The sequence below is a fragment of the Bradyrhizobium icense genome (assembly GCF_001693385.1).
In the GTDB taxonomy this organism is placed as follows: domain Bacteria; phylum Pseudomonadota; class Alphaproteobacteria; order Rhizobiales; family Xanthobacteraceae; genus Bradyrhizobium; species Bradyrhizobium icense.
This window is the reverse complement of sequence record NZ_CP016428.1, coordinates 7,679,011-7,704,624: the sequence shown is the minus strand read 5'-3', so window position 1 is coordinate 7,704,624 and position 25,614 is coordinate 7,679,011. Positions and strand designations below refer to the sequence as shown.

Genomic DNA, 25,614 nt, shown 5'->3' with positions numbered 1-25,614 from the left:
TAGATCATGCGGACCTGATATGACGCGGCACGTCATTGCTCCGGTGGACGAATTGCCGCCGGGGACGCGAAAATTCCTCGACATCGACGGCCGGCCGATCGCGATCTTCAACATCAAGGGCGAGTTCTTCGGCCTGTTGAACCGCTGTCCCCATCAGGGCGCGGCCCTGTGCGAGGGCCCGTTGATAGGGCTCGCGCAATCCTCCAACCCCGGCGAGATCGAATACACAAAACTCGGTGAAATAATCCGCTGTCCCTGGCACGGCTGGGAATTCGACATCCGCACCGGGCAGTCCTACTGCGACCCCAAACGCTTTCGCGCTCGCGCCTATCCCGTCAATGTCGAGCCGGGATCGGCCGTGGTGAAGGGGCCGTATGTCGCCGAGACTATCGCGGTCTCGGTGGAGAGCGACTACGTGGTGGTCGATTTGTAGCTGCCGTGGGCTTGCCTATTGGGCTTCCGTGTCCTTCCGCGGAGTGCTAGCGTTCAAACCGAACCCGCTCGTCTGGGGGAACATTCACATGAACGGGTTTGGGTGGGCTTACATTGCTGTTTCCGTCGGACCTCACGTCGTTTCTCGACCTCATACGGCAGCACGGCGATGCGGCCTACAGCCTCATGTTTGCCTATGCGGCCTCGCATAGTCTGCTGCTTGCACTATTCGCGGGTTACGCCGCACATTCGGGCGTGTTGGATCTTGGTAGGCTTATCGTGGTCTGCTGGTTTGGCAGCTTCGCTGGCGACGTGATTCGCTTCTGGATTGGGCGACGTTATGGCGTCCGCTGGTTCGAACGTTTTCCGCGCATCGAACGCACGCTGCAGACCGCAGCCCGGCTGACGGACCGTCACTACGGCTGGATGATCCTGCTTCATCGGTTCCCGCACGGTATTCGCGGGGTTGCCGGTTTCGCCTACGGCATATCGCGGCTGCCCTGGTCCACCTTCCTGGCGCTCAACTTCGGCGCGGCGGGCCTTTGGTCCTGCACCGTTGTCTCGGCCGGCTATGCGTTCGGCCAGTTCTCGGAGAAGTCCATCAGCAATGCCTCTTCGGGGCTGGGCATCGTGATGTTGGTCGCGTTCCTCGGTTTGTCCTGGTTGCTCAGCAGGAAGCTCGATCGGATCGTGGAGCGGTATTGAAACAGGCCGCGCGTGCTTATCCCTGAGTGGCGAATGGATGGTGGCCGGCGCGGCACGATGGCTTGGCACGCCGAGGGGAACGCTTATCTCCGCTTTCGTGGCTTTCAGTCGCACCGACGTTGAATATACTGATCATCAACTCTCGCCCGAAAAGAGCGCTTCCTCATGGACGGCTCCGGTTCCTCCAGCGCCTTTGAATGCACTGCAAACAATGCACGGCGCGATTGGTTCAAGTTAATTCGGGAAAAAGGCGCAGAAACTTTCCGGCGCGTAAATGCTCAATGTACTCGCGTTTACAGCGACACGTCTGTGACATCATCATCATCAACGCCGCGCAGTCTCCAGCGCTTCTCGGCACGAGATACGATGTGCAATTGCACGTTGGGGAATGACGGTTTCGTAGGGTGCGTTAGTCTTACTCAATTTGCGAAGCATAGCCCAACACCCGTCGTGGAATGCGCAGCAGTATGGTGGGCAAAGGCGCGAAGCGCCGTGCCCACCATTCCAAGATCGCTGCGTGGAGAGATGGTGGGCACGCTTCCGCCTTCGCTCCTGGAGCTTCGGTGGACGTAGTCGTTCGCCTACGGCTCTCCGACTTCGGTGTTGGTTATCGGCCGCCGCCGCCACCGCCGCCACCGCCACCACCACCGCCGGCGTCACGCATCGACGCGTTTTCGCGCGGATCGAGATTTTTCATGTAGTTCACCGAAGTGTCTGGGCGGTTGCGAAGCTGCGCCACATAGTTCATGTGATCTCCGCAAGCCTGCCGTGATACTGCCTGATCGCAGTACGGCGACGCCACGAACGCGGGAACGGCCATGGCGCTGGTCGCGCCGACCGCGACCAAAGCCGCCGCAGACAATATCAACTTCATCGACATCTGTACTCTCCATTCCTGTTGGCGAGGCCGGAATGGCTCGCACAGGAGTTCGACGACGCCAGATGAAAACCGGTTCGGAAGAGTACGTGATGTAGGTCACTCGGATAACCTGATCGTGAACGATCTCCGGTGTTCCGGGCCGTCGTCACCCGCGACCTGTCCGCCGAAGCCGGCGCTCGCAATGACGTGAAAAGGCGAGGACCCTTACTCCCCCGCCCCATGGGCCATCGCTCTTCGCTCCATCGCATAGCGCACCAGCGCCGCGAAGCGATAGATGCCGTGCACGAACTTGCCGTAGGGCATGGTTATGAACAGCGAGAACACCACACCGAGATGCAGCGCCAGCAGCGGTCCCATCGCCGCCGTCTCGCGCCATACCAGGAGCGCCATGCCCGTGAGACTCGTCAGGAACAGCATTACGATGAAGGCGACGTCCATGCCATGGCGGGCTTCGTCGACCAGCACGGAGTCGCGCTTCCATCGTTCAGTGAGGAGGCCGATCGGCCCGATCAACAAACCGATGCCGCCGAGCGTGCCGAGCACCACCGGAAGATCCCACCATGCATAGGGCGCCTGTCGCGCCAGCAGATAGTGGTAGAGCGTCGCGATGCAGGTCGAGGCAAAACACAGCGCAAAGCCGTAGAAAGTGAAATGGTGATAGAGCCTGCGGCGATCGGTCGGGCGGTCATCCTCGTTGAAGCAGCCGACCCCGCCGCCGTCGAGATGGCGCAATTCGCCGGCATCGCGGAGCGCCTGCAGCAGCGCAGCAGCATCGGTCTTCATGCCGACGGGCTCGCCGATGTCGCGCCAGAACGCGCGCACGCCCATCGTCAAAGCAACGATCGCGTAGAGAAACGCCACGCCGAACAGGGCTGCCATCGCGTTGTGCGGCATCAGTTTGTAGAACGCGCCCGGGCCGGTATGCGTACCGAACAGCACCTGCCTGTCGTGCCAAGCAGCGAAGCCAAAGATGAACGCGGCAACACTGAGCGCGGCAACGAGGCTGATGACGATTCCGTTGCGCGCGAACGCGCCCGCGAAGGCGCGCGGCCATGCATAGGCCGAATAAGATTCCGCACGCGCCACCGCGAGCGTTCTAGGCACATTGACGTTGAACTCATGCGGCGGCGAGAACTGGCAATCGGTGTAGCAGGCGCCGCAGGCATGGCAGAGGTTGGCGAGGTAGTTGAGGTCACCGTCGGAAAACGCGCGGCGCATTTCCATCGCCGGAAACACCGCGCAGAGGCCCTCGCAATAGCGGCAGGAATTGCAGACCGTCATCAGGCGGTCGGCTTCCTCAAGGATTTTGGTTCCGTGCATTTTTATGCCGCTTCCCGTCCCGACCTTCTAGTTCCTCGCATTCTTCGCCGCTTCCCGTCCCGCCACTCGACCGAACACGCTGCCGATGGTCATGCCGATGCCGGCCGCATAACCCTTGCCGAGCACATTGCCGGCCATGATCTCGCCGGCCGCGAACATGTTGGCCGAAGGCCTGCCGTCCTTCATCACCATCCGCGCCTGCCTGTTCACGCGGGTGCCGAGATAGGTGAAGGTGATGCCGGGCCGCACCGGATAGGCGAGGTAAGGCGGCGTCTCGATCCGGCGCGCCCAATGCGTCTTCGGCGGCGTGATGCCCTCAGTGCGGCAATCGTCCAGGATGGTGTGATCGAACGTGCCGGGCTTAACCGCGGCGTTGAATTCGGTGATGGTCTTCTCCAGCGCCGCCGGATCGAGCTCGAGCTTGCCAGCGAGTTCGGCGATGCTGCCGCCCTCGATCGGCGGAAACAGCGTCGGCATAAAGCTGTTGCGAACGGAGGCATCGAAAATGATGTAGGCGATCTGGTCCGGTTGCGCGGCCACCAGCCGCCCCCAGATCGCATAGCGCTTCGGCCAGATGTCCTCGCCCTCGTCGTAGAATCGCTGCGCGCGCTTGTTGACGACGATGCCGAACACCACTGAATCGTGGCGCGTGATGATGCCGCCGTCAAATTTCGGTGCGCGAGCGTCGATCGCAACCGCATGGCATTGGGTGGGATCGCCGATATCCTGCACGCCATTGTCGAGCAGCATTTTCAGGATCGATCCGCGGTTATAGGGCGTGCCGCGGATCAGGAAATTATCCGCCGCCTCGCCCCAATATTCCTTCAGCCATTCGATGTTCGCTTCAAAGCCGCCGGCAGCCGCGACCAGCGCCGAAGCGCGGATCTCGCTCGTGCCGTCGACCGGCTGCTTCAGCCTGGCAGACAGGAACATGCCGTGTTCGATCTCGAGATCGATAACCTCCGCATCGTAGACGATCTCGACGCCGAGTTTTTCCGCGGTGAGATAGAGTGCATTGAGCATCGCCCTGCCGCCGCCGAGGAAGAATGAGTTGGTGCGGCCCAGACTCAGCGTGCCGCCGAGCGAGGGCTGCCAGCGCACGCCCTGTTCGACGATCCAGTTCAGGATGTCCTTGGACTCCCTGATCATGAACCTGGCAAGTTCCTCGTCGGTCTGCCCGCCGGTCAGGCGCAACAGATCGTCCCAGAACTCTTCTTCGGTGTAGGGGCCGGTGAGAATATCGGTTGCCGCATCGTGCGCGCAGCGCATGTTGCGGGTGTGGCGGGTGTTGCCGCCGCGATAGAATTTCGGCGCGCCTTCCAGCACCAGCACGGAAGCACCCGCGCGCCGTGCGCTGATGGCGGCGCAGAGCGCGGCGTTGCCGCCCCCGATCACCAGCACATCGAACTTCTGACTCAAATCGGCCATGCGCTCTTGTTGTCGTTGTCGGCCTCAAAAATCAAACCGGCGCCCGGCCAGGCAAATCGATCCGCCCCGGCGATTTTCTAGCCTGATGCAACGGCCGCGTCACGTCTCTCGTGCGAGAACTTCCGCGATGAGCGTGGCAGCATGCGACGATGTCGCATACGCATCGTCGCGCGGAAATGTCGGGACGTCAGGACTTGTTTTGCACGGACGTGAGCAGCCATTGCCGGAACGCCGCGAGTTTTGGCGGATCGGCCCTGCCCGCGGGCGAGACCAGATAGAATCCGGCATCGACCGGAAAGGCGATCTTGAAGGGAACGACGAGACGTCCCTTGGCGATGTCCTCCTGCACATAGGCGGTGCGGCCCATGGCAACGCCGAGGCCGTCGATCGCGGCCTGCACGGTCATGAAGATCATGTCGAAGGTCACGCCCGGCTGTCTGGAAAAATCGGCAGGCAGGCCTGCGGCCGTCAGCCACAGCCGCCAATCGTCGCTGTTGGCGTTGCTGGTGTGCAGCAGCACGTGGTCCCTGAGGTCCTCCGGGCATTTCAGCGGCTTGCTGCCCTTGAGCAGCGCGGGGCTGCATACCGGGAAGAGTTCGTCCGCCATCAGCCAATCGGCGCGAACGCCCGCCCACTGGCCGCGGCCGTAGCGGATTGCGGCATCGACCTTGTCGCGCTGGAAGTCGACGAGATTGGTCGAGGTCGTGATGCGGACGTCGATCCCCGGCTGTGCCTCCTGAAAGGCCGTGAGGCGCGGCAGCAGCCATTTGGCGGCGAGCGAGGCCAGCGTCGACACCGTCAGCACATGGTCATCGTCTTTCCGCAACAGGCGGTCGGTCGCGAGCCGCAGATCGTTGAAGGCGGCGCGGATGCCCGGAAGGTAGTCCTGCGCTTCCGCGGTCAGCGTCAGCGAGCGGTTCTGGCGGACGAACAGGCGAACGCCGAGCTCTTCCTCCAGCCGCTTGATCTGGTGACTGATTGCGGTCTGCGTGACGTTCAGCTCGGAGGCGGCCTGGGTGAAGCTCAGATGCCGGGCGGCGGCCTCGAAGGCGCGCAGACCATTCAGCGACGGCAGTCTGGCGGTCATTCCCTGATCCCCAGATACATGAGTTTATATCATCCGAAACGGTACAAAGTGTCGTTTGTGGAAGGCCGCGTTAGCGCAGATATTAGCGCCAACAGATTACTACAGGAGCCGAAAATGTCCACTTACACGCATGAATCGATGATAAATCATCATGGGCCGGGGATTTTGAGCCAATTGGCCGAGACCATCCATGTCTGGCGGCAGCGCTACCAGTCGCGCCGCGAACTGGCCAGGTGGTCGGAGCGGGAGCTGCATGACATCGGCATCTCCTGGAGCGACGTCGCCTACGAGGCCGAAAAGCCGTTCTGGCGGGCTTGAGTGGCAGCCGGCCGGCGCCGCCTCATAGGAGGGGCGCCGGCCATTTTCATGAGGAACGGCGGGAGCGCGCGATGACCAGGCTCCGTTTCGACGATCTCAGGCAGTATTCGGACGAGCTGCGCTCGCGACATGGCCAGGCCGTGGCCGTGCGCTTCGTCGAGCCGCGCGATGCCGAGACGCTGCAGAACTATTTCCGCGGGCTCTCGACGCGGTCCCGCTACAACCGTTTCCTCGGCGCGGCCAGCGAACTGCCGGCGTCCGAACTCGAGCGCTTCATCCACGTCGGCGAAGCGGATCGGTTCAGTGTGGTCGCGACCGTGCCGGTCGATGGTCGCGAGACCATCGTCGGCGAAGCGCGCTATGCTTTCGACAGCGAGACTGTCTCGATCGAATTCGGCCTTTCGATCGATGATCGTTGGCAGGGCCACGGCATCGGCAAGGCGCTGTTGAAAAATCTCGAATGCCGAGCGGCTTCATTCGGCGCCGAGCGCATCTTCGGCGACACGCTGCGTTCCAATGACGCCATGATCGCGCTCGCCCGCAAGGCCGGCTACGCCTTCAGCAATACGCCCGGCGACTGGAGGCTGACGCGTTTTCAGAAAGACATCCACGTCGAACCGCAGGAAATCCCATGCGCCAGTTGGCGGCTCGCCGCCGTCTCTCCCAGCGCCATGTCCTCGCTTGCGGTTTGATCACTGAGCCCGGTTCTGGCCGCACCAGAACCGGGCGATTTTCCGCTACCCGCGGAAAAGGAACTCAGCTTCCCCTGAACACCGGCTTGCGCTTGTCGATGAAGGCTTGCACCGCTTCCTTGTGATCGGCGGTGGTGGTCAGGCGGACGAGGCGCTCGGCTTCGTGGTCGCGCGCAGTGGCGAAGTCGAATTGCAGCGCTTCGTCGAGATTGTCTTTGATGTAGCGCAGCGCGAGCGTCGGGCCTTCGGCCATGGATCTGGCGAGCGCAAAAGCCTCGGCCTGCAGCTTGTCGTCGGGCACCACGCGGTTGACGAGGCCGATCGCCTCGCATCGGGCGGCATCGACCTTATCGCCGGTAAACATCAGCTCCCGCGCCCGCGAGGTGCCGACCAGCCGCGTCAGCAGCCAGGCGATGCCGTAATCGCCGGAGAGCGCGACGCGGACATAGCCGGTGGAGACGAAGGCGGATTGCGCCGCTAGTCTGATATCGCAGGCCAGCGCGAGCGCGAGGCCAGCGCCGACCGCAGGGCCGGGCAGCGCCGCAATCGTCGGCTTGCGCACCGAGGCCAGCGCGCCGGTCAGCAGGCGCTGCCGCTCCTGCAGGTCGGCGACCTTCTCGTCATAGGACATCTCTAACTTCTTCTTGTCGCGATGCGCGCCCATGCCCTTGACGTTGCCGCCGGCGCAGAACGCGGTGCCCGCGCCCGTCAGCAGGAGCGCACCGACCTCGGGGTTCTCGCCGAAGCTCTTGATCATGCTGCGAAGCGCCGGCGTCAGCGTATCAGAGAACGCGTTGCGCGCTTCGGGGCGGTTCAGCGTGATGGTTGCGACATGGTCGCGGATCACGCAGAGCAGTTCGTCGGTGCCGGTGTCGATCCTGGTTTCGGTGGTCATGTCGTTTCCCATGTTGATCTGTCATTCCGGGTTCGTATCTTCGATGCGCCCCGGAATGACGGCCTTGTCTCAAAACCTCTCCACCCAGGGCCGCAATTCCACTTCCCAGGTCCAGGCGCTGCGCGGCTGCTGCAGCACGTTCCAGTAGCTCAGCGCAATCGCGTCGGGGTCGAGCATCGAGTCCGGGCGATCGGCAGGTTCCGCGCGCGCAGCGCTGCGGATGCCGCCGTCGATGACGAAATGCGCGACATGGATGCCCTGCGGCGACAATTCGCGCGCCATGCTCTGGGCCAGCCCGCGCAGCGCAAACTTGCCCATCGCGAACGGCGCCGACTGCGGATAGCCTTTCACGCTGGCGGACGCGCCGGTGAACAGGATCGCACCATGCCTGTTGGGCAGCATGCGTGTTGCCGCCTGCTGCGCCACCAGAAATCCGCCGAAGGCCGAGACTGCAATCGCGCTCGCAACTTCGGCCGGAACCAGATCGGTGAAGGCGCCGCGGGCGCGGCCGCTGGCGTTATAGACGACGAGGTCGGGTGTGCCGATCTCGCGCTCGACCATGCCAAAGAGACGTTCGACTTCCTCTGCCTCGGTGGCGTTGCAGGCAAAAGCGCGGGCGCCGGTCTCGGTGCAGAGCGCGCCGAGCTTCTCGATCTTGCGCGCGGCGAGTGCAACCTTGATGCCTTCGCGTGCGAACAATCGCGCCAGCGATGCGCTCAGTCCTTCGCCGACGCCAACGATCAGGGCAATCTTGTATTTTGGTAATTCCATGGGCGCAGTCCTCGGGTGGTGGGACTCGGTATCTAGGAACCGGATTCCGCCTGGCAATCGTCCGCCATGGCGGCCCTCCAATTATGCTTGTTGACGGCCCGTCCGCCCGCGTTATCGATAGTTGATCAATATCGGGCGGAACGAACAAGGGCTAAAAATGCATCCACTCATGCAGGACCGTGCAGCCACGTCAGCCAGTCAACCGGGATTGCTCGCGCCTGACACGACGGGGATGAATTTCTACCGCGCCGATCCGGCATTGACCGATCTGCTTCGCCTGCATCTGCCCGACGCGCTGTTTCGCCATATCGAGCCGCATCTCGACCGGCTGGGCGAACTGGCCGGCGGCTATCTGGACGAATGCGCGCGGCTTGCCGACCGGCATACGCCGGTGCTGCATCAGCGCGACAAGTTCGGCCGTGATATCCAGTATATCGAATATCACCCGGCCTATCGCGAGCTGGAAAAGGTCGCGTTCGGCGAGTTCGGCATTCACGCGATGTCGATCCGCAAGGGCATCATGGGCTGGCCGGATAAATACCCTGTCGTCGCCAAGCACGCCTTCACGTTCCTGTTCAATCAGACCGAGTTCGGGCTTGGATGCCCGATCAACGTCACGGACGGTTGCGCAAAACTGCTCAACAATTTCGGCAGCGAGGCGTTGAAAGCAAAATATCTCGACGGCCTGACCCAGACCGACATGAGCAAGCTGACGCAGGGCGGCCAGTTCATGACCGAGAAGGAAGGCGGCTCCGATGTCGGCACGCTGACGACGAGGGCCGTGCAGGAAGGCGGCCACTGGCGGCTCTATGGCGAGAAATGGTTCTGCTCCAACGCCGACGCCAAGGTGGTGATGCTGCTGGCGCGCCCCGAGGGCGCAGGCCCCGGCACGCGTGGCGTAGGTCTTTTCCTGATGCCGCGCTTTCTCGACGACGGCTCGCAAAATCACTACCGGATCGTGCGTTTGAAGGACAAGCTCGGCACCCGGTCGATGGCGTCAGGCGAGATCAAATTCGAGGGCGCCATGGCCTATGCGGTCGGCAAGCTCGACCGCGGCTTCGTGCAGATGGCCGAGATGGTCAACTCGTCCAGGCTCTCCAATGGCGTCAAATCCACCGCGCTGATGCGGCGTGCGCACCATGACGCGATGACGGTCGCGCGAAACCGCGTGGTGTTCGGTCAAAGGATCATCGACCTGCCGCTGGCGCGGCGGCAGTTGATGAAGATCATGTTGCCGACCGAGCAGGCGCTGTCGATGAGTTTTCTCACGGCCGACGCGCTCGATCGTGCGGAAGCGGGCAGCCAGGACGCGGCGGCGTTGTTGCGTATCCTGACGCCGACATTGAAATTCCGCGCCACGCGCGATGCGCGCAAGGTTTGCGGGGACGCGTTGGAGATGCGCGGCGGCATCGGCTACATCGAGGAATTTGCCACCGCCCGCCTGCTGCGTGACGCGCATCTCGGCTCGATCTGGGAAGGCACCGGCAACATCGTCGCGATCGACGCGTTGACGCGCGCGGTCGGCCGCCACGGCGCCGATGCAGCCCTCGCCGCCGATCTGCACGCCCGGCTCGATGACAGCACCAATGTGCCGCAGGCCTGGCGCAATCGCCTGCGTGAACTGACCGACCGCGCCGTCGGCTTTGCCCGCGAAGTGGCGAGCCGAAGCGACAATGAGGGCGACGCCCGGCGTGCCACCAGCCTACTCTATCATGTCGCGAGCGCCGTTGCGCTGGCCTGGGAGGGCGGGCGCATTCACGACATGCGCGGCGACGCCAGGCGGTTATTGTTGTCGCGCATGGTGGTCGACCACCGCATCGCGCCGGGCGACCCGTTCCGGCTTGCGGAAAATGTCACCCAGCGCGCGATATCAGGCCATCTGCTCGGCGAACGCAGCGTCGGCCTGGCCGAGGTTGGCGAATTGCTTGTCGCAGCGTAGGCTGCCGTCAGTATGGTTCAAAAAAAGCAGAAACAGAGGGAGCACCGATGAAGGCCGCCGTTTTGCATGAAGTCAACAAGCCGCTGGTGATCGAGGATGTCAGCGTGCCGAATCCCGGCCCGCGCGAAGTCCTGATCCGCACGCGCGTCGCAGGCCTCTGTCATTCGGACCTGCACTTCATGGAGGGGCTCTATCCCCATCCGTTGCCCGCGGTGCTCGGCCACGAATCCGCGGGTGTCGTCGAAAAAGTCGGCTCCGACGTCACCTACGTAAAGCCCGGCGATCATGTCGTGACGTGTCTTTCGGTTTTCTGCGGCACCTGCGACAATTGCACCACCGGTCGCACCGTGCTCTGCACCGACACGACGGTGAAGATGCTCCCCGGCCAGTCCAACCGGCTGTCGTGGGCGCGCGAGGAGAAGCTGCATCAGTTCCTCAATCTATCATCGTTCGCCGAGCAGATGCTGGTGCACGAAAACGCCATCGTCAAAATCCGCAAGGACATGCCGCTGGAGCTCGCGGCCCTGATCGGTTGCGGCGTCATCACCGGCTACGGCGCGGTGGTGAACACCGCAAGAGTTCAGGCCGGCGAAACGGTGGCCGTGATCGGCTGCGGCGGCGTCGGCATGGCCGCGATCAATGGCGCCGCGATCGCCGGCGCCGGCCGCATCATCGCAATCGATACCAATCCGGCCAAGCTGCAGCTCGCGACCAAGCTCGGCGCCACCGACATCGTCGATCCCGCTCGCGGCGACGTGGTGCAGCAGGTGCGCGAACTGACGGGTGGTGGCGTGCATCACTCCTTCGAGGTGCTGGGCCGCAAGGAGACCGCCGAACAGTCCTTTGCGATGCTGGCGGCCGGCGGCACCGCGACAATCGTCGGCATGATCCCGTTCGGCCAGAAGATCGAACTGCACGGCTTCGACTTCCTGCGCGAGCGCCGCATCCAGGGCTCGTCGATGGGCTCCAACCATTTCCGCGTCGACATGCCCCGCCTGGTCGAATTCTACATGCGGGGCAAACTGCATCTGGAAGACTGGATTTCGGCCAAGCTGAAGCTCGCCGAGATCAACGAGGGCTTTGCCAACATGAAAGCCGGCAAGACACTACGCAGTGTGATTGTGTTTGATGCGTGAGGCGTAGTTCGCGGTTGCATCCGTCGTCCCTGCGAAAGCAGGGACCCATATGCCGCGGCCTGCGGAATGGGCACAAGGTGAGACGGCTTCACTCCCAACTGCTCTCGGTGGTTATGGGTCCCTGCTTTCGCAGGGACGACGCGGGGTTGGATATTGGTTACCGCGACACATGCGCCGATACGGCAAGCCACTTGCCATTTTGCTTCGCCCAGCAATCGGTATAACGCCCATGAGCCTCTTGGCCGTCCGCGGTTGTATAGCTCGTCGCGGCATGGATAATGGCGAAGTCGCCGAGCACACGGATTTTCACGTCTTCCGCGCGCAGGTTTTTGATCGCGACCGGCTTTGCGGTCTGTTGCAGGAATGCGGCGCGATCGACCAGCGACTTGTCGGGATTGGAGCAGTAGAAATCGGCTGCGAGGATTTCGTCAAAGCGCTTGACGTCGGAATTCTGCACGGACGCGACATAGTCGAGGTTGAGCTTTGTCAGCTCGGCGAGGTCGTTGTTCATGATTTCCTCCGGTTCTTGTTCTCAGTGCAGAGCCGCTGTTCTCGGCCAGCGTTTGATCGCGATGCGGGCGAGCGAACCAAGCACGTAACCCGCAAGCGAGAAGGCGACGGGCGGCAAGAGCGCCTTGAGATCAAAGATGGCTCGAGACAGGAACTGTTCAAGCGCGGGTGGCGCCAGCAGAATATCCAGATTTAGGAAAACAAGCGGCGATATCACCAGGAATGCCAGACGGAGCCGGTGTTTGGCAAAGATGCATAGTACTGCAACGACAACGGTCGTGGCGCTGAGCAGGCCATAAGCGATCGCAAAGCCGAGAGCGTGGCGGATGTTGAAACCGGTGGCCAGCAACAGACCCCAAACAAGGCCGGCGATCAGAAGCGCCGTGTCGTCGGTGCGCCGGAAAAGCGGCAGATACCCCAGTGCCAGGAATGCCAGGATCGACAGGGTAGGCCAGGCCGCAACAAAGGTGCCATGCATCAGTCCCCACACATGGAATGTTGGCCAGCCCAGCGCGGCATAGGCATAGCCAAGCGGCCACATCAGCAGGAAGCCGGCTACGACGGCGATCACGCTTCGAATGAAAGTCCGCATGGCGCTTTCAACGATACCGCTTCACCCTCCCGGCGAGGAGATGCGCTTGCGCGCAGCTCCCCGGCACGAGGGGTCTCAATCATCAAACATCGGCGGCGGCTTGAAGCCTCCGAATTCGCGCTCGATCAGCTCGGCCAGCTTCAGCGGTGTGCGGTCCTCCAGCCATGGGCCGACGATCTGTACACCGACAGGCAGTCCATCCGGTGAAAAGCCGGTCGGTAGTGCGGTCGAGGGCAGACCGGGCAGGGTGGCGATGCCGGGCCAGGAGAGCTGGTCAGGATAGACGTAATCCTTACCGTCGATCCTGATGCGTCGCTTTTCCTGATCCTCCAAATGGTCGTGCGGATAGGCCGGCGTCGGCATGATCGGACAGATCACGGCATCGTAGGTCTTGAACAGCTCACGCCATTGCGCGCGCAGGCGCGAGCGGCCGCCGTCGGCCATCAGCCAGTCGCGGTGGCTGAGCGCAATGCCGCGCAGGCGCTCGGCGCCAAGGCTGTTGTCCTCGACGGATAGCGCGGCGGCGGCAGCCTTGGCGCCGATGTAAGATTCCGCCGTGAAGGACGCGGCGAGGAACGACATCAGCATTCGCATGTATAGTCGGCTCGATGCGGCGAAATCCGGCAACAACGGGCTGCTGCGATCGATCTTGACGCCAGCCTTGCCTAGATTGCCTGCCAACGTCTCCAACGTGCCCCGCACCACGCTACCGGTCGGCATCACCGGATCGGTATCGATCAGGAGCACACGGAAATTCTTCATCTCCGTGTGGCGTGGCGGGGGTAGCGCGAGGTGATAGGCCTTGCCTGCTTCCAGCGGATCGGGACCCGCCATCACGTCCAGCAGCAGCGAGAGATCGGCCGCGCAACGCGCCATCGGGCCGATCACGCTGAGATCGCGTGTGGATGGCAGTGGCGGCAGGGGCGGCGGCGTATGGCCGCGCATGGCGACGAGATCGAAGGTCGGCTTATGCGCATAAATGCCGCAGTGAAACGCGGGCACGCGCAAGGAGCCGCCGATATCGGAGCCGAGCGAGAGCGCGCCATAGCCCGCGGCGAGCGCCGCCGAAGAGCCGCCGGAAGAACCGCCCGGCGTGCGGCTGAGGTCGAACGGGTTGTTGGTGGTGCCGTAGATCTCATTGTAGCTCTGCCAGTCGCCGAGCCCGAGCGGCACGTTGGTCTTACCGAGAATCACCCCGCCGGCGTCCTTGACGCGGATGATCGGCAGCGCATCTTCCGTCGGCGTGAAATCCTTCTGCGCCGGAATACCCCAGGTCGTCGGCAATCCCGCGATGTTGAAGGATTCCTTCACCGTCATCGGAATACCGAGCAGTGGCTTCTTCACGCCGCGTGTGAGTTCGGCATCGGCGGCGCGTGCGGCGGCAAGGCCGCGCTCGAAATCGCGAACGCAGATCGCGTTGATCTTGACGTCATGCCGCTCGATCCGGCTGATCGCGTCCTCGGCCAGTTCGACCGCCGAGACTTTCCTGTCAGCAAGCGCAGATGACAATTCGACGGCGGTCTTGAAACTCCATTGCGATTTGGCCAAGGCGTACTCCCGGTCTGTCTTTCAATGCGGCCGGGATGATGCTCAGTTTGGGCACGCGCGGCAAGAGCAATGGCTGCACAGCGCGGTCCGCCCTTTCGGGTACGCTCCTGAGAAAACGTCATCTCAGGAATGATACTGCCAGCGTTTGACTCAAGGCCATCGCGCGTTAAGCCGCACCGATCAATATTCCGACTGCGAGCACGATGGCGCCGCCGAGCACGATCTGGAAGACGGCCTGGAGGAACGGCGTGTCCATGTAGCGCGCGCGGATGAAGGCGATCGCCCACAGTTCGAAGAACACGATGATGCAGGCAATCGCGGTCGCGATCCAGAACGCATTCGGCCAGGAGTCGGGAACGAGATAGGGCAGGGTATGGCCGATGCCGCCGAGCGTCGTCATCAATCCGCAGGTGATGCCACGCAGCCAGGGCGAGCCGCGCCCGGTCAACGAGCCGTCATCGGACAAGGCTTCGGCAAAGCCCATGCTGATGCCGGCGCCGATCGAGGCGGCCAGTCCTACCAGGAACGTCTGCCAGTTCTGGTGCGTGGCAAAGGCTGCCGCGAACAGCGGCGCCAGTGTCGAGACCGAGCCGTCCATCAGTCCTGCGAGCCCCGGCTGCACATATTGCAGCACGAACATGCGCCGGCGCGTCTTGTCCTCTTCGGCGCGCACGTCGGGCTTCAGGATGTCGTCAGTCAGCTTTATCGCGAGGCGCTCGTGGCTCTTTTCTTCGTCAGCGAGATCGCCGAGCAGCCGGCGCACGCCGACGTCCTCGGCCTGCTCGCTGGCCTTGGCATAGAAGCGCTCGGCCTCGAGCTCCATCGTCTCGACCTCCTTGCGGATGGCGTCGAGCGTCAGGTTCTTGGTCAGCCAGATCGGCCGACGTCGCAAAAATCCTTTGACGTCCTCGCGGCGGATCGGCGGCAGGTGCGGACCAAAACGCTTCTCATAGAGTTCCAGCAAGCGATGCCGATGGCCGCGTTCCTCCTCGGCCATTTCCTCGAACACTTTTGCCGAATCCGGATAACGTTCGGCGAGGTCCTCCGCGAAGGTCATGTAGATGCGGCTGTCTTCTTCCTCGGAAGAGATCGCAACGGCCAGCACCTCGCGCTCGGTCAGATCGGCGAAGTTCTTCACGGGACGCCGCCTTTTCTTAGTTTAGAACTATTCTAATATTGGCGTCTGCCGCGGTCAATTGGCGCACGTGGCTAAGGTCTGCTTTCGTCTACGCCTTCGCCCCTCGCAGGAATTGCACCAGCAACCAACTCACTTTGTTGGGCTGTTCCTGCTGCACCCAGTGGCCCGCGCCATCGACGAGATGGCAGCCGATCATGTTGGTGCAGGCCTTGGACTGCATCGCTTCATAGACGCCGGGGCGCTGATAGGTGCCCCAGTCCTGCTTGCCCGAGATGAAGGCAGAGCGCACGTCGATGGCGCGGCCCGACCACGTCTGCAATTCCGGTACGAACACGCCCGAGGTGCCGCAGCGATACCACTGCAGGCCTCCCTGGAATCCGTTGCGCTCGTACTCGGCGCTGTAGAAGGCGAGCTCGCTGTCCGGCAACCATTTGTTGGCGGCGATCTCTGCCGCCGACGGCATCTCCTCCGCGACGGTAGCAGCCATGTCCTTGGCGAGGTCCATCACGTAGTAGGTCGGCAGTTTCGCAATTTCGTCCGCTGTCCAGGATTTGAGCGGGTGGGGCTGGTTCGCTTTCCAGTCCGCGCTCTTGTGGTGGTAATAGGCCCGCAGGAAATCATGCACGCCCTGCGGCGGATGGTGCATGTCGTCGTTGGCCTCGCGCGTCGAATAATACCACTGGTAATGCTTGCGCGGGCGCGGCAGCGCCGCGAGATCGCGATGGATAGGATCTTCTGCCGCTGATATGACCGGGCCATCCACGGTGTTGAACGGCAGTGACGGCGGACCGCCGAACGGCGCGCTCATCATGACGACCGAGCGAAACACGTCGGGCCGGATCAGGGCGCACCATGCGGCGACCGATGAACCAAAATCATGGCCGATGACGGCATCGACGCTCTTGTAGCCAAACGCCGACACCAGCCCCAGCGCGTCGCGCACCAGATTGGGGAGCCGGAACGAGGCAAGATCGCCGTCGTAATTCGGGTCCCACCCGGTGGTGCGGCCATAGCCGCGCTGGTCCGGCGCGATCACGTGATAGCCGGCTTCCGCGAGAACCGGCATCACCTTGCGCCAGGAAAAGGCGAGCTCCGGAAAACCGTGCAGCAGCAAAACGCACGGACGGCCGCGGGTTTCGAAGCCGGCTTCGAGCACGTGCATGCGCAGGCCGTTGATGCCGTCGACGTAGCGCGAGCGGATGGAGGAGGGCAGCGGGATCTCGGGGAGGGTGGGCATTGTGTATCCTCGTCACGGCCGGGTTTATCCCGGCCATCAACGTCCTCTTGTGCTGCGCGACTGTAAAGACGTAGATGCCCGGGACAAGCCCCGGGCATGACGGATCATTGCTCGCGATGTGCGTACCCTCCCCTGGAGGGGAGGGTAAGCGCTACGCCTTCGCTGCCGGCTTCGGCCAATACCGATCGCGCAAATGCCGCTTCACTAGCTTGCCGGTCGGCGTGCGCGGCAATTCGGCCTCGAAGTCGATACTCCTGGGACATTTGATCGGCGACAAATGCTTACGGCAGAACAGGATCAGTTCGGCCTCGAGCTTCTTGCCGGCCTTGGCCATGTCGTGCGGCTGCACCACGGCCTTGACCTCTTCGCCCATTTCCTCGTTCGGCACGCCGAACACCGCGACGTCGGAGACGGCAGGATGGGTGATCAGGACATCCTCGGTCTCCTGCGGGTAGATGTTCACCCCGCCCGAGATGATCATGTAGCTCTTGCGGTCGGTGAGATAGAGATAGCCTTCCGCGTCGAGATAGCCGACGTCGCCGAGCGTCGACCAGCCCTTGGCGTTGTAGGCCTTCTTCGTCTTCTCCGGATCATTGTGATAGGTGAAGGCGGGCGCATCGGCGAAATAGACCGTGCCGATCTCGCCGGTCGGCCGCTCCTCGTCGTTCTCATCCAAAATCTTCACCTTGCCGACGACGGCGCGGCCGACGGTCCCGCGATGGGTCAGCCATTGCTGTGAGGTCGAGACCGTGACGCCGTTGCCTTCAGAGCCCGCATAATATTCGATCAGGATCGGTCCCCACCATTCGATCATTTTTGCTTTCACATCGACCGGGCAGGGCGCGGCAGCGTGGATTGCGCCCTTGAGCGTCGAGACGTCGTAGCGATTGCGCACCTCGTCCGGCAGCTTCAGCATGCGCACGAACATGGTTGGCACTAGCTGCGACTGCGTGGCCTTGTATTTCTCGACCAGCTTCAAAAATTCCTCTGCGTCGAAATGCTCCATGATGATGGAGGTGCCGCCGAGCGTGATCGCCATCATGTTGAAGCGCAAGGGAGCCGCATGATAGAGCGGCGCCGGCGACAGATAGATGCTGTCGAACGACATGCCGCACATGTCGGCGCAGAGAATCTTCAAAAGCGGGTTCGGCACGTCGATCGCCTTGCCCTCGAATTCCTTCTTGATGCCCTTGGGCCGCCCGGTGGTGCCGGAAGAATAGAGCATGTCGTAGCCGGCGACCTCGTCCGCAATCGGCGTCACCGGCATCGCGATCGCTTCCTTGTCGAAGGAGCGGAAGCCGGGCGCGGGCTCGTCGACCATGAAGAACAGCGGCTCGCCGGGTTCACCCTTGATCAGGCCCTTCACCTTGTCGGCGCATTGCGGCGTGGTGATGAAGACCTTGGCGCCGCAATCCCTCACGATATAGGCGATCTCTTCCTCGGTGAGATAGCGGCTGATCGCGGTGTAATAGAGCCCCGAGCGCTGCGCCGCCCAGCAGATCTCCATGAACGCCAGGCGGTTTTCCATCAGGAAAGCGATATGGTCGCCGGCCTTCAGGCCGAGCGAACGGAACAGATGCGCGCCCTGGTTCGACAGCTCGTCAAGCCCGCGATAGGTGATCGCCTTGCCGGTGCCCGCCATCTGATAGGCGATCTTGTTCGGTGTGTTGCGGGCGTGGATGGAGGGATGGGTCATTGCTAATCCCGAAGAACAATGTGGTCGCCCCTGCGAACGCAGGGACCCATAACCACTGAACTGGATTGTTGAAATGGGCTGGAGCCCCAGCCCAGTATAAGCCACAGCCACCTGGGTTATGGGTCCCCGCTCTTCGCGGGGACGACACCATTGATGTGGCGCTTTATACGAGCGCGACTTACAGTCTTTCTACGATCGTCACGTTCGCCATGCCGCCGCCTTCGCACATGGTCTGCAAGCCGTAGCGCTTGTTGTTCTGCTTCAGCGCGTTAACCAGCGTGGTCATCAGCTTGGTGCCGGAGCCGCCGAGCGGATGGCCGAGCGCGATCGCGCCGCCGTTGACGTTGAGCCGTTCCGGATCGGCGCCTGTCGTCTGCAGCCACGCCACCGGCACGGCCGCGAAGGCTTCATTCACCTCGAACAGGTCGATGTCGTTGATCGACATGCCGGCCTTTTCCAGCGCCCGCTTGGTGGCGTGCAGCGGGGCGTCCAGCATGATCACAGGATCGCCGCCCATCATGGTCATGTGATGGATACGCGCCAGCGGCTTCACGCCGAGCGACTTCAGGCCCTTCTCGTTGACCACCAGCACGCCGGAAGCGCCGTCGCAGATCTGGCTGGCGCTGGCGGCGGTGTGCTTGCCGTTCTCGGCGATCAGCTTGACGCCCCTGATGCCGTCGAGGCTGGCATCGAAGCGGATGCCCTCGTCGATATGGTGGGTATCGGTCGAATTGTCGGCGCGCGTGATCTGCAGCGGAACGATTTCACCCCTGAACTTGCCGGCTTGCGTCGCGGCAATCGCGCGCTGATGGCTGTTGTAGGAGTACTCGTCGAGCTGGTCCTTGGAGAGGCCGTACTTTTCCGCCATCATTTCCGCGCCGGTGAACTGGCTGAACACGATGTTCGGATATTTCGCCTCGATGCCGGGGCTCTTGTAATGGCCAAAACCGTTCTTGGCCGGCAGCGACGAGGCAAGCCCCATCGGCACCCGCGTCATCGATTCCACGCCGGCCGCGATCACGATGTCCATCGAGCCGGCCATCACCGCCTGCGCTGCGAAGTGCAGCGCCTGCTGCGAGGAGCCGCACTGCCGGTCGACCGAAGTGGCGGGCACGCTCTCGGGCAGCTTCGAGGCCATCACCGCGTTGCGGGCGATGTTGTTGGACTGTTCGCCAGCCTGCATCACGCAGCCCATGATGACGTCTTCGATCTGGGCGGGATCGACGCCGGAGCGGTCGACCAGCGAATTCAATACGGAAGCGGCGAGATCGGCCGGATGCCAGCCCGCGAGACGTCCCCCCTTGCGGCCGCCCGCGGTGCGCGCGGCGGCGACGATATAGGCCTCGGCCATGTCTGTTCTCCCTGAATCTTGTTTGTGGATTGGAAAGATGGGCCGGATTTAAGGGGCGCTTGGGGATTTAGTCAATCAATCAATTAACTCTTGAGTGCAGCCGCGGCATGCGCTTATGTGCGGCCAGATTTCCGATCGGGCGGGGAATGGGATCACCTTTGAATACCAGCGTACCGACAAGGCTTCCGAGCGGCAGAAATGCCACGGCGGAGAAGCTGCTCGTCGCGGCCAGCGAACTGATGATCGAGCGCGCCTCGATCGAGGTGTCGCTGGCCGACATCGCGCAGAAATCGGGCGTCAACGCCGCGCTGGTGAAATACCATTTCGGCAACAAGGACGGGCTGTTGCTGGCGCTCTTGGCGCGCGACGCCGCGACCGAGATGTCGGGGCTCGAATACCTGATCAGCCAGCCGATCTCGCCGACCGCGAAATTGCGCCTGCATATCGGCGGCATCATCCGCGCCTATCACCAGTTTCCCTATATGAACCGGCTGATCCACTATCTCCTGCACGAGAGCAGCCCGGAAGCCGCCGACGAAGTCTCGCAATTCTTTGTCGCGCCGCTATTGGACTTTCACCGCCGCCTGCTCGATGAAGGCATCAAGGCTGGCGAGTTCCGCAAGGTCGATCCGGTCATGTTTTACACCAGCCTGATCGGCGCCTGCGATCATCTGTTCTTCGGCCGCCACGCGATGTCGCGCGCGACCGGGGTCGGCCCGGTCACCGACGAAGTCTGCCGCGACTACATCAAGCATATGGAAGCGCTGATCTGCGGCGGCATGTTGAACGGGCGAATAGCGAGCAGCGAATAGCGATTGGATTCATTCGCCACTCGCCATTCGCCATCTAGAGAAGAAACCACCCAAGGAAAGGTCCTCAAAATGCAGTTGAAAGACGTTGCCGTTCTCATCACCGGCGGTGGCTCGGGCCTCGGCGCCGCGACCGCCCGCGCCATGGCCGCCAAGGGCGCCAAGATCGGCGTGCTCGACCAGAACAAGGAGAATGCCGAAAAGGTCGCGGCCGAAGTGAAGGGTGTCGCGCTGCATGCCGACGTCACCAGCGAGGAGCAGATGAAGGCGGCGATCGCCAAGGCGGAAGCCGCTCATGGTGTCGCGCGCGTGCTGATGAACTGCGCCGGCATTGGCGGCTCGCAGCGCGTGGTCGGCAAGGATGGCGTCTATCCGCTGGAAAAGTTCGTCCGAATCATCAACGTCAACCTGATCGGCACCTTCAACGCGCTGCGCCTGTTTTCCGAACGGCTCGCCACCGCAGCCCCGGTCGGTGAGGAGCGCGGCGTCATCATCAACACCGCTTCCGTCGCAGCCTATGAAGGCCAGATCGGCCAGATCGCCTACTCGGCCTCCAAGGGCGGCATCGTCGGTCTCACGCTGCCGGCGGCGCGCGATCTCGCGAGCCTGAAGATCCGCGTCAACACGATTGCCCCCGGCATCTTCTTCACGCCGCTGCTGATGGGCCTGAACGAGGAAGCCCGCAAGAGCCTGGGTGCCCAGGTGCCGCATCCGGCCCGTCTCGGCGAGCCCGACGAATATGGCGCGCTCGCGGTGCACATCGTCGAGAACGCAATGCTCAACGGCGAGACCATCCGCCTCGACGGCGCCATCCGCATGGCGCCCCGGTAGGCAAACTCGGTCGCCCCCGCGAACGCGGGGACCCATAACCACAGCGCTTTCGTCGAAGCGCGATGGGTCCCCAGCGTAGCGCAACAACGAATGGCTGTGGTTATGTGTTCCGGCTCGCGCTTCGCTTGGCCGGGACGACGGTGAGGAGGAGCGCGTTGTGACAAGCCCGCTGCTGATCGAACATCGTGACGGGGTCGACTGGGTCACGCTCAATCGGCCGGATAGCCTCAACGCGCTCGATCCCTCGCTGATCGACGCCCTCAACACTTATTTCGAGGGCCTGCAGCGCAACCGTTCGACGCGCGTCGTGGTTCTCAAGGGCGCGGGCGCCTCGTTCTGCGCCGGACTCGATCTGAAACATGCGATGAAGCGCCGTGCCGGGCAGCAGGAGCCGCCCGGCGTAACCGAGTCGCTCGATTCGCAGCGCCGCATTGCCGACGTCGTGATGCTGATGCGGCGCTGCCCGCAGCCGATCATTGCGCTGATTCAGGGCGCAGCCGCCGGCGGCGGTTTTGCGCTGGCGCTCGCGGCCGATATCCGGATCGCGACGAATTCCGCGCGGATGAACTGCGCCTTCATCAAGCTCGGTCTTGGCGGCTGCGATATCGGCACCTCGTATTTCCTGCCGCGCCTGGTTGGCGTCTCCGTCGCCTCCGAATTGATCCTCACCGGCCGCTTCATCGGCGCCGAGCGTGCGCTGGCCGTCGGTCTCGTTTCCGAAGTCGTCGAGGAAGGCGAGCTTGAGGCAGCGGCCGCGCCTTATGTGGAAGCGATGATGACGGCCTCGCCGGTGGGCTTACGGCTGTCGAAGGAATGCCTCAACATGAGCGTCGATGCCGGCTCGATCGAAGCCGTGATCGCGATGGAAGATCGCAATCAGGTGCTGTGCAGCCGCTCGGAGGATTTCAACGAAGGCATCAGGGCCTTCCTTGAGAAACGAAAGCCTGTCTATATCAGGCGGTAGAACGAACAAGACGTAAGAGATCCGCAAAGGACGAATTCCGGGAGACGCAATATGAGTGGGAGTGCAGCGAAGGTGCTGACAAAGCCGGCCTTCCGCAAGATCGAATGGCTGCCGCGCGACATCGCGGTCGAGCGTCGTGCCGATGGCGTCATCGTTCTGAAGTCGCGCATTCCGCTGCAGCCTTACGAGAAGCATATCCCGGCATCGCTTTCGAAATGGGCGAGAGAGGCGCCCGAGCGCATCTGGCTGGCGCAGCGCGGCGGCCCGGAGCGGCAATGGCGCAAAGTCTCTTATGGCGAAGCCAAGCGCATCGTCGACGGCTTGACGCAGGGTCTGCTCAATCTCGGCGTCGCAGAGGACCGTCCCGTCGCGATCCTGTCCGGCAATTCGATCGAGCACGCGCTGATGACGCAGGCCGCGATGCAGGCGCGGCTTCCGGCGGCGCCGGTATCGCCGGCCTATTCGTTGATGAGCCAGGATCATCTCAAGCTCAAATACCTCTTTGGCCTGATCAAGCCCGCGGTCGTGATGGTGCAGGACGGGCCGACCTTCGAGAAGGCATTGAAGGCGCTCGATCTCACCGGCCTCACCGTCGTCCACGTCCTGCGGCCATGCGCTGGCATCAAGAGCGTGTCCTTTGCCGATCTCGCGGCAACGCCGGTCACGAGCGCGGTCGAGGAGTCGATTGCGAAGATCACGCCGAACACCGTCGGAAAGCTCTTGTTCACCTCAGGCTCGACCGGCATGCCGAAGGCCGTCATCAACACGCAGGAGATGATGTGCGCCAATGCGGCGATGATGATGCAGGTGCGTCCGCGCGACCCGAACGGGCCGATCGCGACCGTGCTGGACTGGATGCCGTGGAACCACACCATGGGTGGCAATGCCGCGTTCAATCCGATCCTGATCGATGGCGGCACGCTCTATATCGACGACGGCCGGCCGATGCCCGGCCAACTCGAAGAGACAATCCGCAACCTCCGCGAGGTATCGCCGACCTATTATGCCAACGTGCCCGCTGGCTACGCGGCGCTCGCTGCCGCCATGGAGAAGGACGACGCGCTGTGCCGCAGCTTCTTCAGGAATTTGACCGTGATGGCCTATGGCGGCGCGCGGCTGCCGGACGATCTCTACGACCGCATGCAGGCGCTGGCGGTGAAGACCACCGGCGAGCGCATCGTGTTCTACACCGGCTGGGGCTCGACCGAGACCGCGCCGACGTCCACAGGCACCTATTGGGACACCGAGCGTGTCGGCCTGATCGGCCTGCCGTTTCCCGGCGTCGAGCTGAAAATGGTGCCGTGCGGCTCGAAATACGAGCTGCGCCTGCGCGGCATCAACGTCACGCCGGGCTATTTCGGCCAGCCCGATCTGACCAAAAAGATGTTCGACCAGGAGGGCTTTTATTGCATCGGCGATGCCGGCGTGTTCGTCGATGAGAACGATCCGCTGCAGGGCATCGTCTTCGCCGGCCGCGTGGTCGAGGATTTCAAGCTCACGACCGGCACCTTCGTCCATGTCGGCTCATTACGCACCGATGCAATCGCGGCCGCGTCGCCTGTCGTGCACGACGCTCTGGTCACGGGGCAGGACCGTCCGTTCATCGGGCTGCTCGCCTGGCCCAATCTGCATGCATGCCGGCAAATCGTCGGCAACCCCGATGCGACGTTTGACGATGTCGTCCGGCATCCCGAAGTGATCGTCTGCCTGAAGCGCGGCCTGGAAGCGCATAACGCCTCCGCCACCGGCAGCAGCATGCGGATTGCCCGCGCCATGTTGATGGCCGAGCCGCCCTCGATCGACGGCAACGAACTCACCGACAAGGGCTACATCAACCAGCGCGCCGGCCTCGAACGCCGCGCCGCGCTGGTAGAGAAGCTTTATGCCGAGAAGCCGGGAGACGACGTGATTGTGCAGCAATGAGAACCACCCTTCATCGTCGTCCCCCGCGAACGCGGGGACCCATACGCCGAGGCCTATCGATGTTAGGTTGGTGCGAGTTCCGACAAAACATAACCGCCGGAGGTTATGGGTCCCCGCGTTCGCGGGGACGACGAGATAAAGAAATACACCACACATAACGCGAGTAACACGCCATGAACTTCGATTTCTCCGACGAACAAAAACAGATGCGCGACGAGGCGAGAAAGTTTCTCGCCGAAAAGTGCCCGCCGAAGGCCGTGCGCGAGGTGCTCGACGGCAAGGCGCCGTACGACAAGGAATTGTGGAAGGGGCTCGCCGAAATGGGCTTCCTCGGCGTCGCGATCCCGGAGGAATTCGGCGGCGCAGGCGCGGGCCATCTCGAGCTCTGCGTGATCGCGGAAGAAATGGGCCGCGCCAATGCGCCGGTGCCGTTCTCCTCCACCGTCTATCTCGCTGCCGAAGCGCTGCTGCTGGCCGGCTCCGACGCGCAGAAGCAGAAATGGCTGCCGAAGATCGCGTCGGGTGAGGCGATCGGCACGCTGGCGCTGTTCGAAGGCAAGGGCAATCCGTCGCCGAAGGCGATCAAGCTGCAGGCTTCCGGCAGCACGCTGTCAGGCGTGAAGAAGCCGGTGCCGGATGGTGCGATCGCCGATTTCGCTGTCGTCGCCGCGCGTACCGGTTCGACCGGCCGTGACTCCGATATCTCGCTGTTCCTGGTCGACCTCAAGGTCGGCGGCGTCGAGGCCAAGGCGCTGACCAATGTCGATCCGACCCGTGGGCAAGCCGAACTCATCTTCAAGAATGCCAAGGCCGAACCGCTCGGAGCGCCGGGCGAGGGCTGGAGTATCCTCACGCAAGTGCTCGACCGCGCCGCGGTGCTGCTGGCGTTCGAGCAGGTCGGCGGCTCCGATCGCGCGCTGGAAATGGGCCGCGACTACGCGCTCGACCGTATTGCCTTCGGCCGGCCGATCGGCTCGTTCCAGGCGGTCAAGCACATCCTCGCCGACATGTACGTCTCGGCGACGCTGGCGCGCTCGAATTGCTATTACGGCGCCTGGGCGCTCTCGACCAATGCGGCGGAATTGCCGGAAGCGGCGGCGGCTGCGCGCATCAGCGCGACGCAGGCGTTCCAGCACTGTTCCAAGAACAACATCCAGGTTCACGGCGGGATGGGTTTTACGTGGGAGTTCGACTGCCACATGTACTACCGCCGCGCCAACGCCACCGCGCTGACGCTCGGCAGCCTGTCGTATTGGGAAGATCAGTTGATCGACCGCATGCGAAAAAAGAACGCGGCGTAGGATTCTCGTGTCCCGGGCGCGATGAAGCGCGTAGCGCTGCTTCGCAGAACCGGGACCCACAATAACCAGGATGGACCCCGGATCAGCAGCGCACCGCTTCGCGCTGCGCAG

Annotated in this window: 24 protein-coding genes; 11 read left to right on the top strand and 13 right to left on the bottom strand. The window is 63.0% G+C overall.

All coding sequences use genetic code 11. The annotated features are described in order from the left end of the window. Window positions 1–19: 19 nt before the first annotated feature. Together LMTR13_RS35745 and LMTR13_RS35740 are read left to right on the top strand one after the other, a co-directional pair. Window positions 20–433, top strand: a complete 414-nt coding sequence (locus LMTR13_RS35745) for a Rieske (2Fe-2S) protein (protein ID WP_065731841.1) — start codon at window positions 20–22, stop codon at window positions 431–433. A gap of 113 nt (window positions 434–546) precedes the next feature. Then, on the top strand, window positions 547–1,137 hold the full coding sequence (locus LMTR13_RS35740) for a DedA family protein (RefSeq protein ID WP_065731840.1): 591 nt from the start codon (window positions 547–549) through the stop codon (window positions 1,135–1,137). A gap of 607 nt (window positions 1,138–1,744) precedes the next feature. On the opposite strand, the gene LMTR13_RS35735 is transcribed toward LMTR13_RS35740, so the two are convergent. The 4 genes from LMTR13_RS35735 to LMTR13_RS35720 form a co-directional block, all read right to left on the bottom strand. Further along, on the bottom strand, window positions 1,745–2,017 hold the full coding sequence (locus LMTR13_RS35735; protein ID WP_236843233.1) for a hypothetical protein: 273 nt from the start codon (window positions 2,015–2,017) through the stop codon (window positions 1,745–1,747). 204 nt (window positions 2,018–2,221) lie between these two features. Then, window positions 2,222–3,337, bottom strand: coding sequence for a tricarballylate utilization 4Fe-4S protein TcuB (gene tcuB, locus LMTR13_RS35730; RefSeq protein ID WP_065731839.1), 1,116 nt, complete (start codon window positions 3,335–3,337; stop codon window positions 2,222–2,224). Window positions 3,338–3,364: 27 nt separating this feature from the next. Continuing rightward, complete coding sequence (gene tcuA / locus LMTR13_RS35725; protein WP_065733244.1) at window positions 3,365–4,756, bottom strand: FAD-dependent tricarballylate dehydrogenase TcuA; 1,392 nt, start codon at window positions 4,754–4,756, stop codon at window positions 3,365–3,367. A gap of 196 nt (window positions 4,757–4,952) precedes the next feature. Then, a complete protein-coding gene (locus LMTR13_RS35720; RefSeq protein ID WP_065731838.1) occupies window positions 4,953–5,852 on the bottom strand; it encodes a transcriptional regulator GcvA in 900 nt (299 codons plus the stop codon). 114 nt (window positions 5,853–5,966) lie between these two features. On the opposite strand from LMTR13_RS35720, the gene LMTR13_RS35715 reads away from it, so the two are divergent. Both LMTR13_RS35715 and LMTR13_RS35710 read left to right on the top strand, forming a co-directional pair. After that, entirely contained in the window at window positions 5,967–6,170 is a 204-nt protein-coding gene (locus LMTR13_RS35715; RefSeq protein ID WP_065731837.1) for a DUF1127 domain-containing protein, read from the top strand. A 71-nt stretch (window positions 6,171–6,241) separates the two neighbouring features. Then, window positions 6,242–6,862 carry a GNAT family N-acetyltransferase gene (locus LMTR13_RS35710; protein WP_065731836.1) on the top strand — a complete coding sequence of 207 codons (621 nt, stop codon included), beginning with the start codon at window positions 6,242–6,244 and terminating at the stop codon, window positions 6,860–6,862. A gap of 64 nt (window positions 6,863–6,926) precedes the next feature. Here LMTR13_RS35710 and LMTR13_RS35705 read toward each other — a convergent pair whose 3' ends face one another. Then, a complete protein-coding gene (locus LMTR13_RS35705) occupies window positions 6,927–7,757 on the bottom strand; it encodes an enoyl-CoA hydratase (protein ID WP_065733243.1) in 831 nt (276 codons plus the stop codon). Window positions 7,758–7,826: 69 nt separating this feature from the next. Continuing rightward, entirely contained in the window at window positions 7,827–8,528 is a 702-nt protein-coding gene (locus LMTR13_RS35700; RefSeq protein WP_065731835.1) for an SDR family NAD(P)-dependent oxidoreductase, read from the bottom strand. A 157-nt stretch (window positions 8,529–8,685) separates the two neighbouring features. Between LMTR13_RS35700 and LMTR13_RS35695 the strand changes: the two genes are divergently transcribed. Together LMTR13_RS35695 and LMTR13_RS35690 are read left to right on the top strand one after the other, a co-directional pair. Then, entirely contained in the window at window positions 8,686–10,467 is a 1,782-nt protein-coding gene (locus LMTR13_RS35695; RefSeq protein WP_065731834.1) for an acyl-CoA dehydrogenase family protein, read from the top strand. Between the two features lie 47 nt (window positions 10,468–10,514). After that, window positions 10,515–11,603, top strand: a complete 1,089-nt coding sequence (locus LMTR13_RS35690; protein ID WP_065731833.1) for a Zn-dependent alcohol dehydrogenase — start codon at window positions 10,515–10,517, stop codon at window positions 11,601–11,603. Window positions 11,604–11,760: 157 nt separating this feature from the next. On the opposite strand, the gene LMTR13_RS35685 is transcribed toward LMTR13_RS35690, so the two are convergent. From LMTR13_RS35685 to LMTR13_RS35655, 7 genes are all read right to left on the bottom strand, one after another. Beyond that, window positions 11,761–12,114 carry a nuclear transport factor 2 family protein gene (locus tag LMTR13_RS35685; protein WP_065731832.1) on the bottom strand — a complete coding sequence of 118 codons (354 nt, stop codon included), beginning with the start codon at window positions 12,112–12,114 and terminating at the stop codon, window positions 11,761–11,763. Between the two features lie 21 nt (window positions 12,115–12,135). Next, window positions 12,136–12,654: a hypothetical protein gene (locus LMTR13_RS35680; protein WP_156795916.1), complete on the bottom strand. Its 519-nt coding sequence runs from the start codon at window positions 12,652–12,654 to the stop codon at window positions 12,136–12,138. 126 nt (window positions 12,655–12,780) lie between these two features. Next, window positions 12,781–14,253 carry an amidase gene (locus LMTR13_RS35675; RefSeq protein ID WP_065731830.1) on the bottom strand — a complete coding sequence of 491 codons (1,473 nt, stop codon included), beginning with the start codon at window positions 14,251–14,253 and terminating at the stop codon, window positions 12,781–12,783. A gap of 166 nt (window positions 14,254–14,419) precedes the next feature. Continuing rightward, complete coding sequence (mbfA, locus tag LMTR13_RS35670) at window positions 14,420–15,391, bottom strand: iron exporter MbfA (RefSeq protein ID WP_065731829.1); 972 nt, start codon at window positions 15,389–15,391, stop codon at window positions 14,420–14,422. Window positions 15,392–15,479: 88 nt separating this feature from the next. Next, window positions 15,480–16,628 (bottom strand): alpha/beta fold hydrolase, encoded by a 1,149-nt coding sequence (locus LMTR13_RS35665; RefSeq protein WP_065731828.1) that lies wholly within the window; start codon window positions 16,626–16,628, stop codon window positions 15,480–15,482. A gap of 151 nt (window positions 16,629–16,779) precedes the next feature. Continuing rightward, entirely contained in the window at window positions 16,780–18,324 is a 1,545-nt protein-coding gene (locus LMTR13_RS35660; protein WP_065731827.1) for an acyl-CoA synthetase, read from the bottom strand. Between the two features lie 178 nt (window positions 18,325–18,502). Continuing rightward, window positions 18,503–19,675: an acetyl-CoA C-acetyltransferase gene (locus LMTR13_RS35655; protein ID WP_065731826.1), complete on the bottom strand. Its 1,173-nt coding sequence runs from the start codon at window positions 19,673–19,675 to the stop codon at window positions 18,503–18,505. A gap of 146 nt (window positions 19,676–19,821) precedes the next feature. On the opposite strand from LMTR13_RS35655, the gene LMTR13_RS35650 reads away from it, so the two are divergent. From LMTR13_RS35650 to LMTR13_RS35630, 5 genes are all read left to right on the top strand, one after another. After that, window positions 19,822–20,487, top strand: a complete 666-nt coding sequence (locus LMTR13_RS35650; protein WP_156795915.1) for a TetR family transcriptional regulator — start codon at window positions 19,822–19,824, stop codon at window positions 20,485–20,487. Between the two features lie 69 nt (window positions 20,488–20,556). Next, window positions 20,557–21,315, top strand: coding sequence for an SDR family NAD(P)-dependent oxidoreductase (locus LMTR13_RS35645; RefSeq protein WP_065731824.1), 759 nt, complete (start codon window positions 20,557–20,559; stop codon window positions 21,313–21,315). A 157-nt stretch (window positions 21,316–21,472) separates the two neighbouring features. After that, a complete protein-coding gene (locus LMTR13_RS35640) occupies window positions 21,473–22,279 on the top strand; it encodes an enoyl-CoA hydratase/isomerase family protein (RefSeq protein ID WP_065731823.1) in 807 nt (268 codons plus the stop codon). A gap of 51 nt (window positions 22,280–22,330) precedes the next feature. Next, window positions 22,331–24,202 (top strand): AMP-binding protein, encoded by a 1,872-nt coding sequence (locus tag LMTR13_RS35635; protein WP_065731822.1) that lies wholly within the window; start codon window positions 22,331–22,333, stop codon window positions 24,200–24,202. A gap of 173 nt (window positions 24,203–24,375) precedes the next feature. Beyond that, window positions 24,376–25,503, top strand: coding sequence for an acyl-CoA dehydrogenase family protein (locus LMTR13_RS35630; RefSeq protein WP_065731821.1), 1,128 nt, complete (start codon window positions 24,376–24,378; stop codon window positions 25,501–25,503). Window positions 25,504–25,614: the final 111 nt, after the last annotated feature.

What these genes read in the sequence shown, in the direction of transcription:
- LMTR13_RS35710 (WP_065731836.1), top strand. Translation starts at nt 6,242, where the DNA reads ATGACCAGGCTCCGTTTCGACGATCTCAGGCAGTATTCGGACGAGCTG.
- LMTR13_RS35715 (WP_065731837.1), top strand. Translation starts at nt 5,967, where the DNA reads ATGTCCACTTACACGCATGAATCGATGATAAATCATCATGGGCCGGGG.
- LMTR13_RS35695 (WP_065731834.1), top strand. Translation starts at nt 8,686, where the DNA reads ATGCATCCACTCATGCAGGACCGTGCAGCCACGTCAGCCAGTCAACCG.
- LMTR13_RS35735 (WP_236843233.1), bottom strand. Translation starts at nt 2,017, where the DNA reads ATGTCGATGAAGTTGATATTGTCTGCGGCGGCTTTGGTCGCGGTCGGC.
- LMTR13_RS35630 (WP_065731821.1), top strand. Translation starts at nt 24,376, where the DNA reads ATGAACTTCGATTTCTCCGACGAACAAAAACAGATGCGCGACGAGGCG.
- LMTR13_RS35700 (WP_065731835.1), bottom strand. Translation starts at nt 8,528, where the DNA reads ATGGAATTACCAAAATACAAGATTGCCCTGATCGTTGGCGTCGGCGAA.
- tcuB (WP_065731839.1), bottom strand. Translation starts at nt 3,337, where the DNA reads ATGCACGGAACCAAAATCCTTGAGGAAGCCGACCGCCTGATGACGGTC.
- LMTR13_RS35680 (WP_156795916.1), bottom strand. Translation starts at nt 12,654, where the DNA reads ATGTGGCCGCTTGGCTATGCCTATGCCGCGCTGGGCTGGCCAACATTC.
- LMTR13_RS35685 (WP_065731832.1), bottom strand. Translation starts at nt 12,114, where the DNA reads ATGAACAACGACCTCGCCGAGCTGACAAAGCTCAACCTCGACTATGTC.
- LMTR13_RS35650 (WP_156795915.1), top strand. Translation starts at nt 19,822, where the DNA reads ATGGGATCACCTTTGAATACCAGCGTACCGACAAGGCTTCCGAGCGGC.
- LMTR13_RS35655 (WP_065731826.1), bottom strand. Translation starts at nt 19,675, where the DNA reads ATGGCCGAGGCCTATATCGTCGCCGCCGCGCGCACCGCGGGCGGCCGC.
- LMTR13_RS35690 (WP_065731833.1), top strand. Translation starts at nt 10,515, where the DNA reads ATGAAGGCCGCCGTTTTGCATGAAGTCAACAAGCCGCTGGTGATCGAG.
- LMTR13_RS35660 (WP_065731827.1), bottom strand. Translation starts at nt 18,324, where the DNA reads ATGACCCATCCCTCCATCCACGCCCGCAACACACCGAACAAGATCGCC.
- LMTR13_RS35665 (WP_065731828.1), bottom strand. Translation starts at nt 16,628, where the DNA reads ATGCCCACCCTCCCCGAGATCCCGCTGCCCTCCTCCATCCGCTCGCGC.
- LMTR13_RS35745 (WP_065731841.1), top strand. Translation starts at nt 20, where the DNA reads ATGACGCGGCACGTCATTGCTCCGGTGGACGAATTGCCGCCGGGGACG.
- LMTR13_RS35705 (WP_065733243.1), bottom strand. Translation starts at nt 7,757, where the DNA reads ATGACCACCGAAACCAGGATCGACACCGGCACCGACGAACTGCTCTGC.
- LMTR13_RS35635 (WP_065731822.1), top strand. Translation starts at nt 22,331, where the DNA reads ATGAGTGGGAGTGCAGCGAAGGTGCTGACAAAGCCGGCCTTCCGCAAG.
- LMTR13_RS35720 (WP_065731838.1), bottom strand. Translation starts at nt 5,852, where the DNA reads ATGACCGCCAGACTGCCGTCGCTGAATGGTCTGCGCGCCTTCGAGGCC.
- LMTR13_RS35645 (WP_065731824.1), top strand. Translation starts at nt 20,557, where the DNA reads ATGCAGTTGAAAGACGTTGCCGTTCTCATCACCGGCGGTGGCTCGGGC.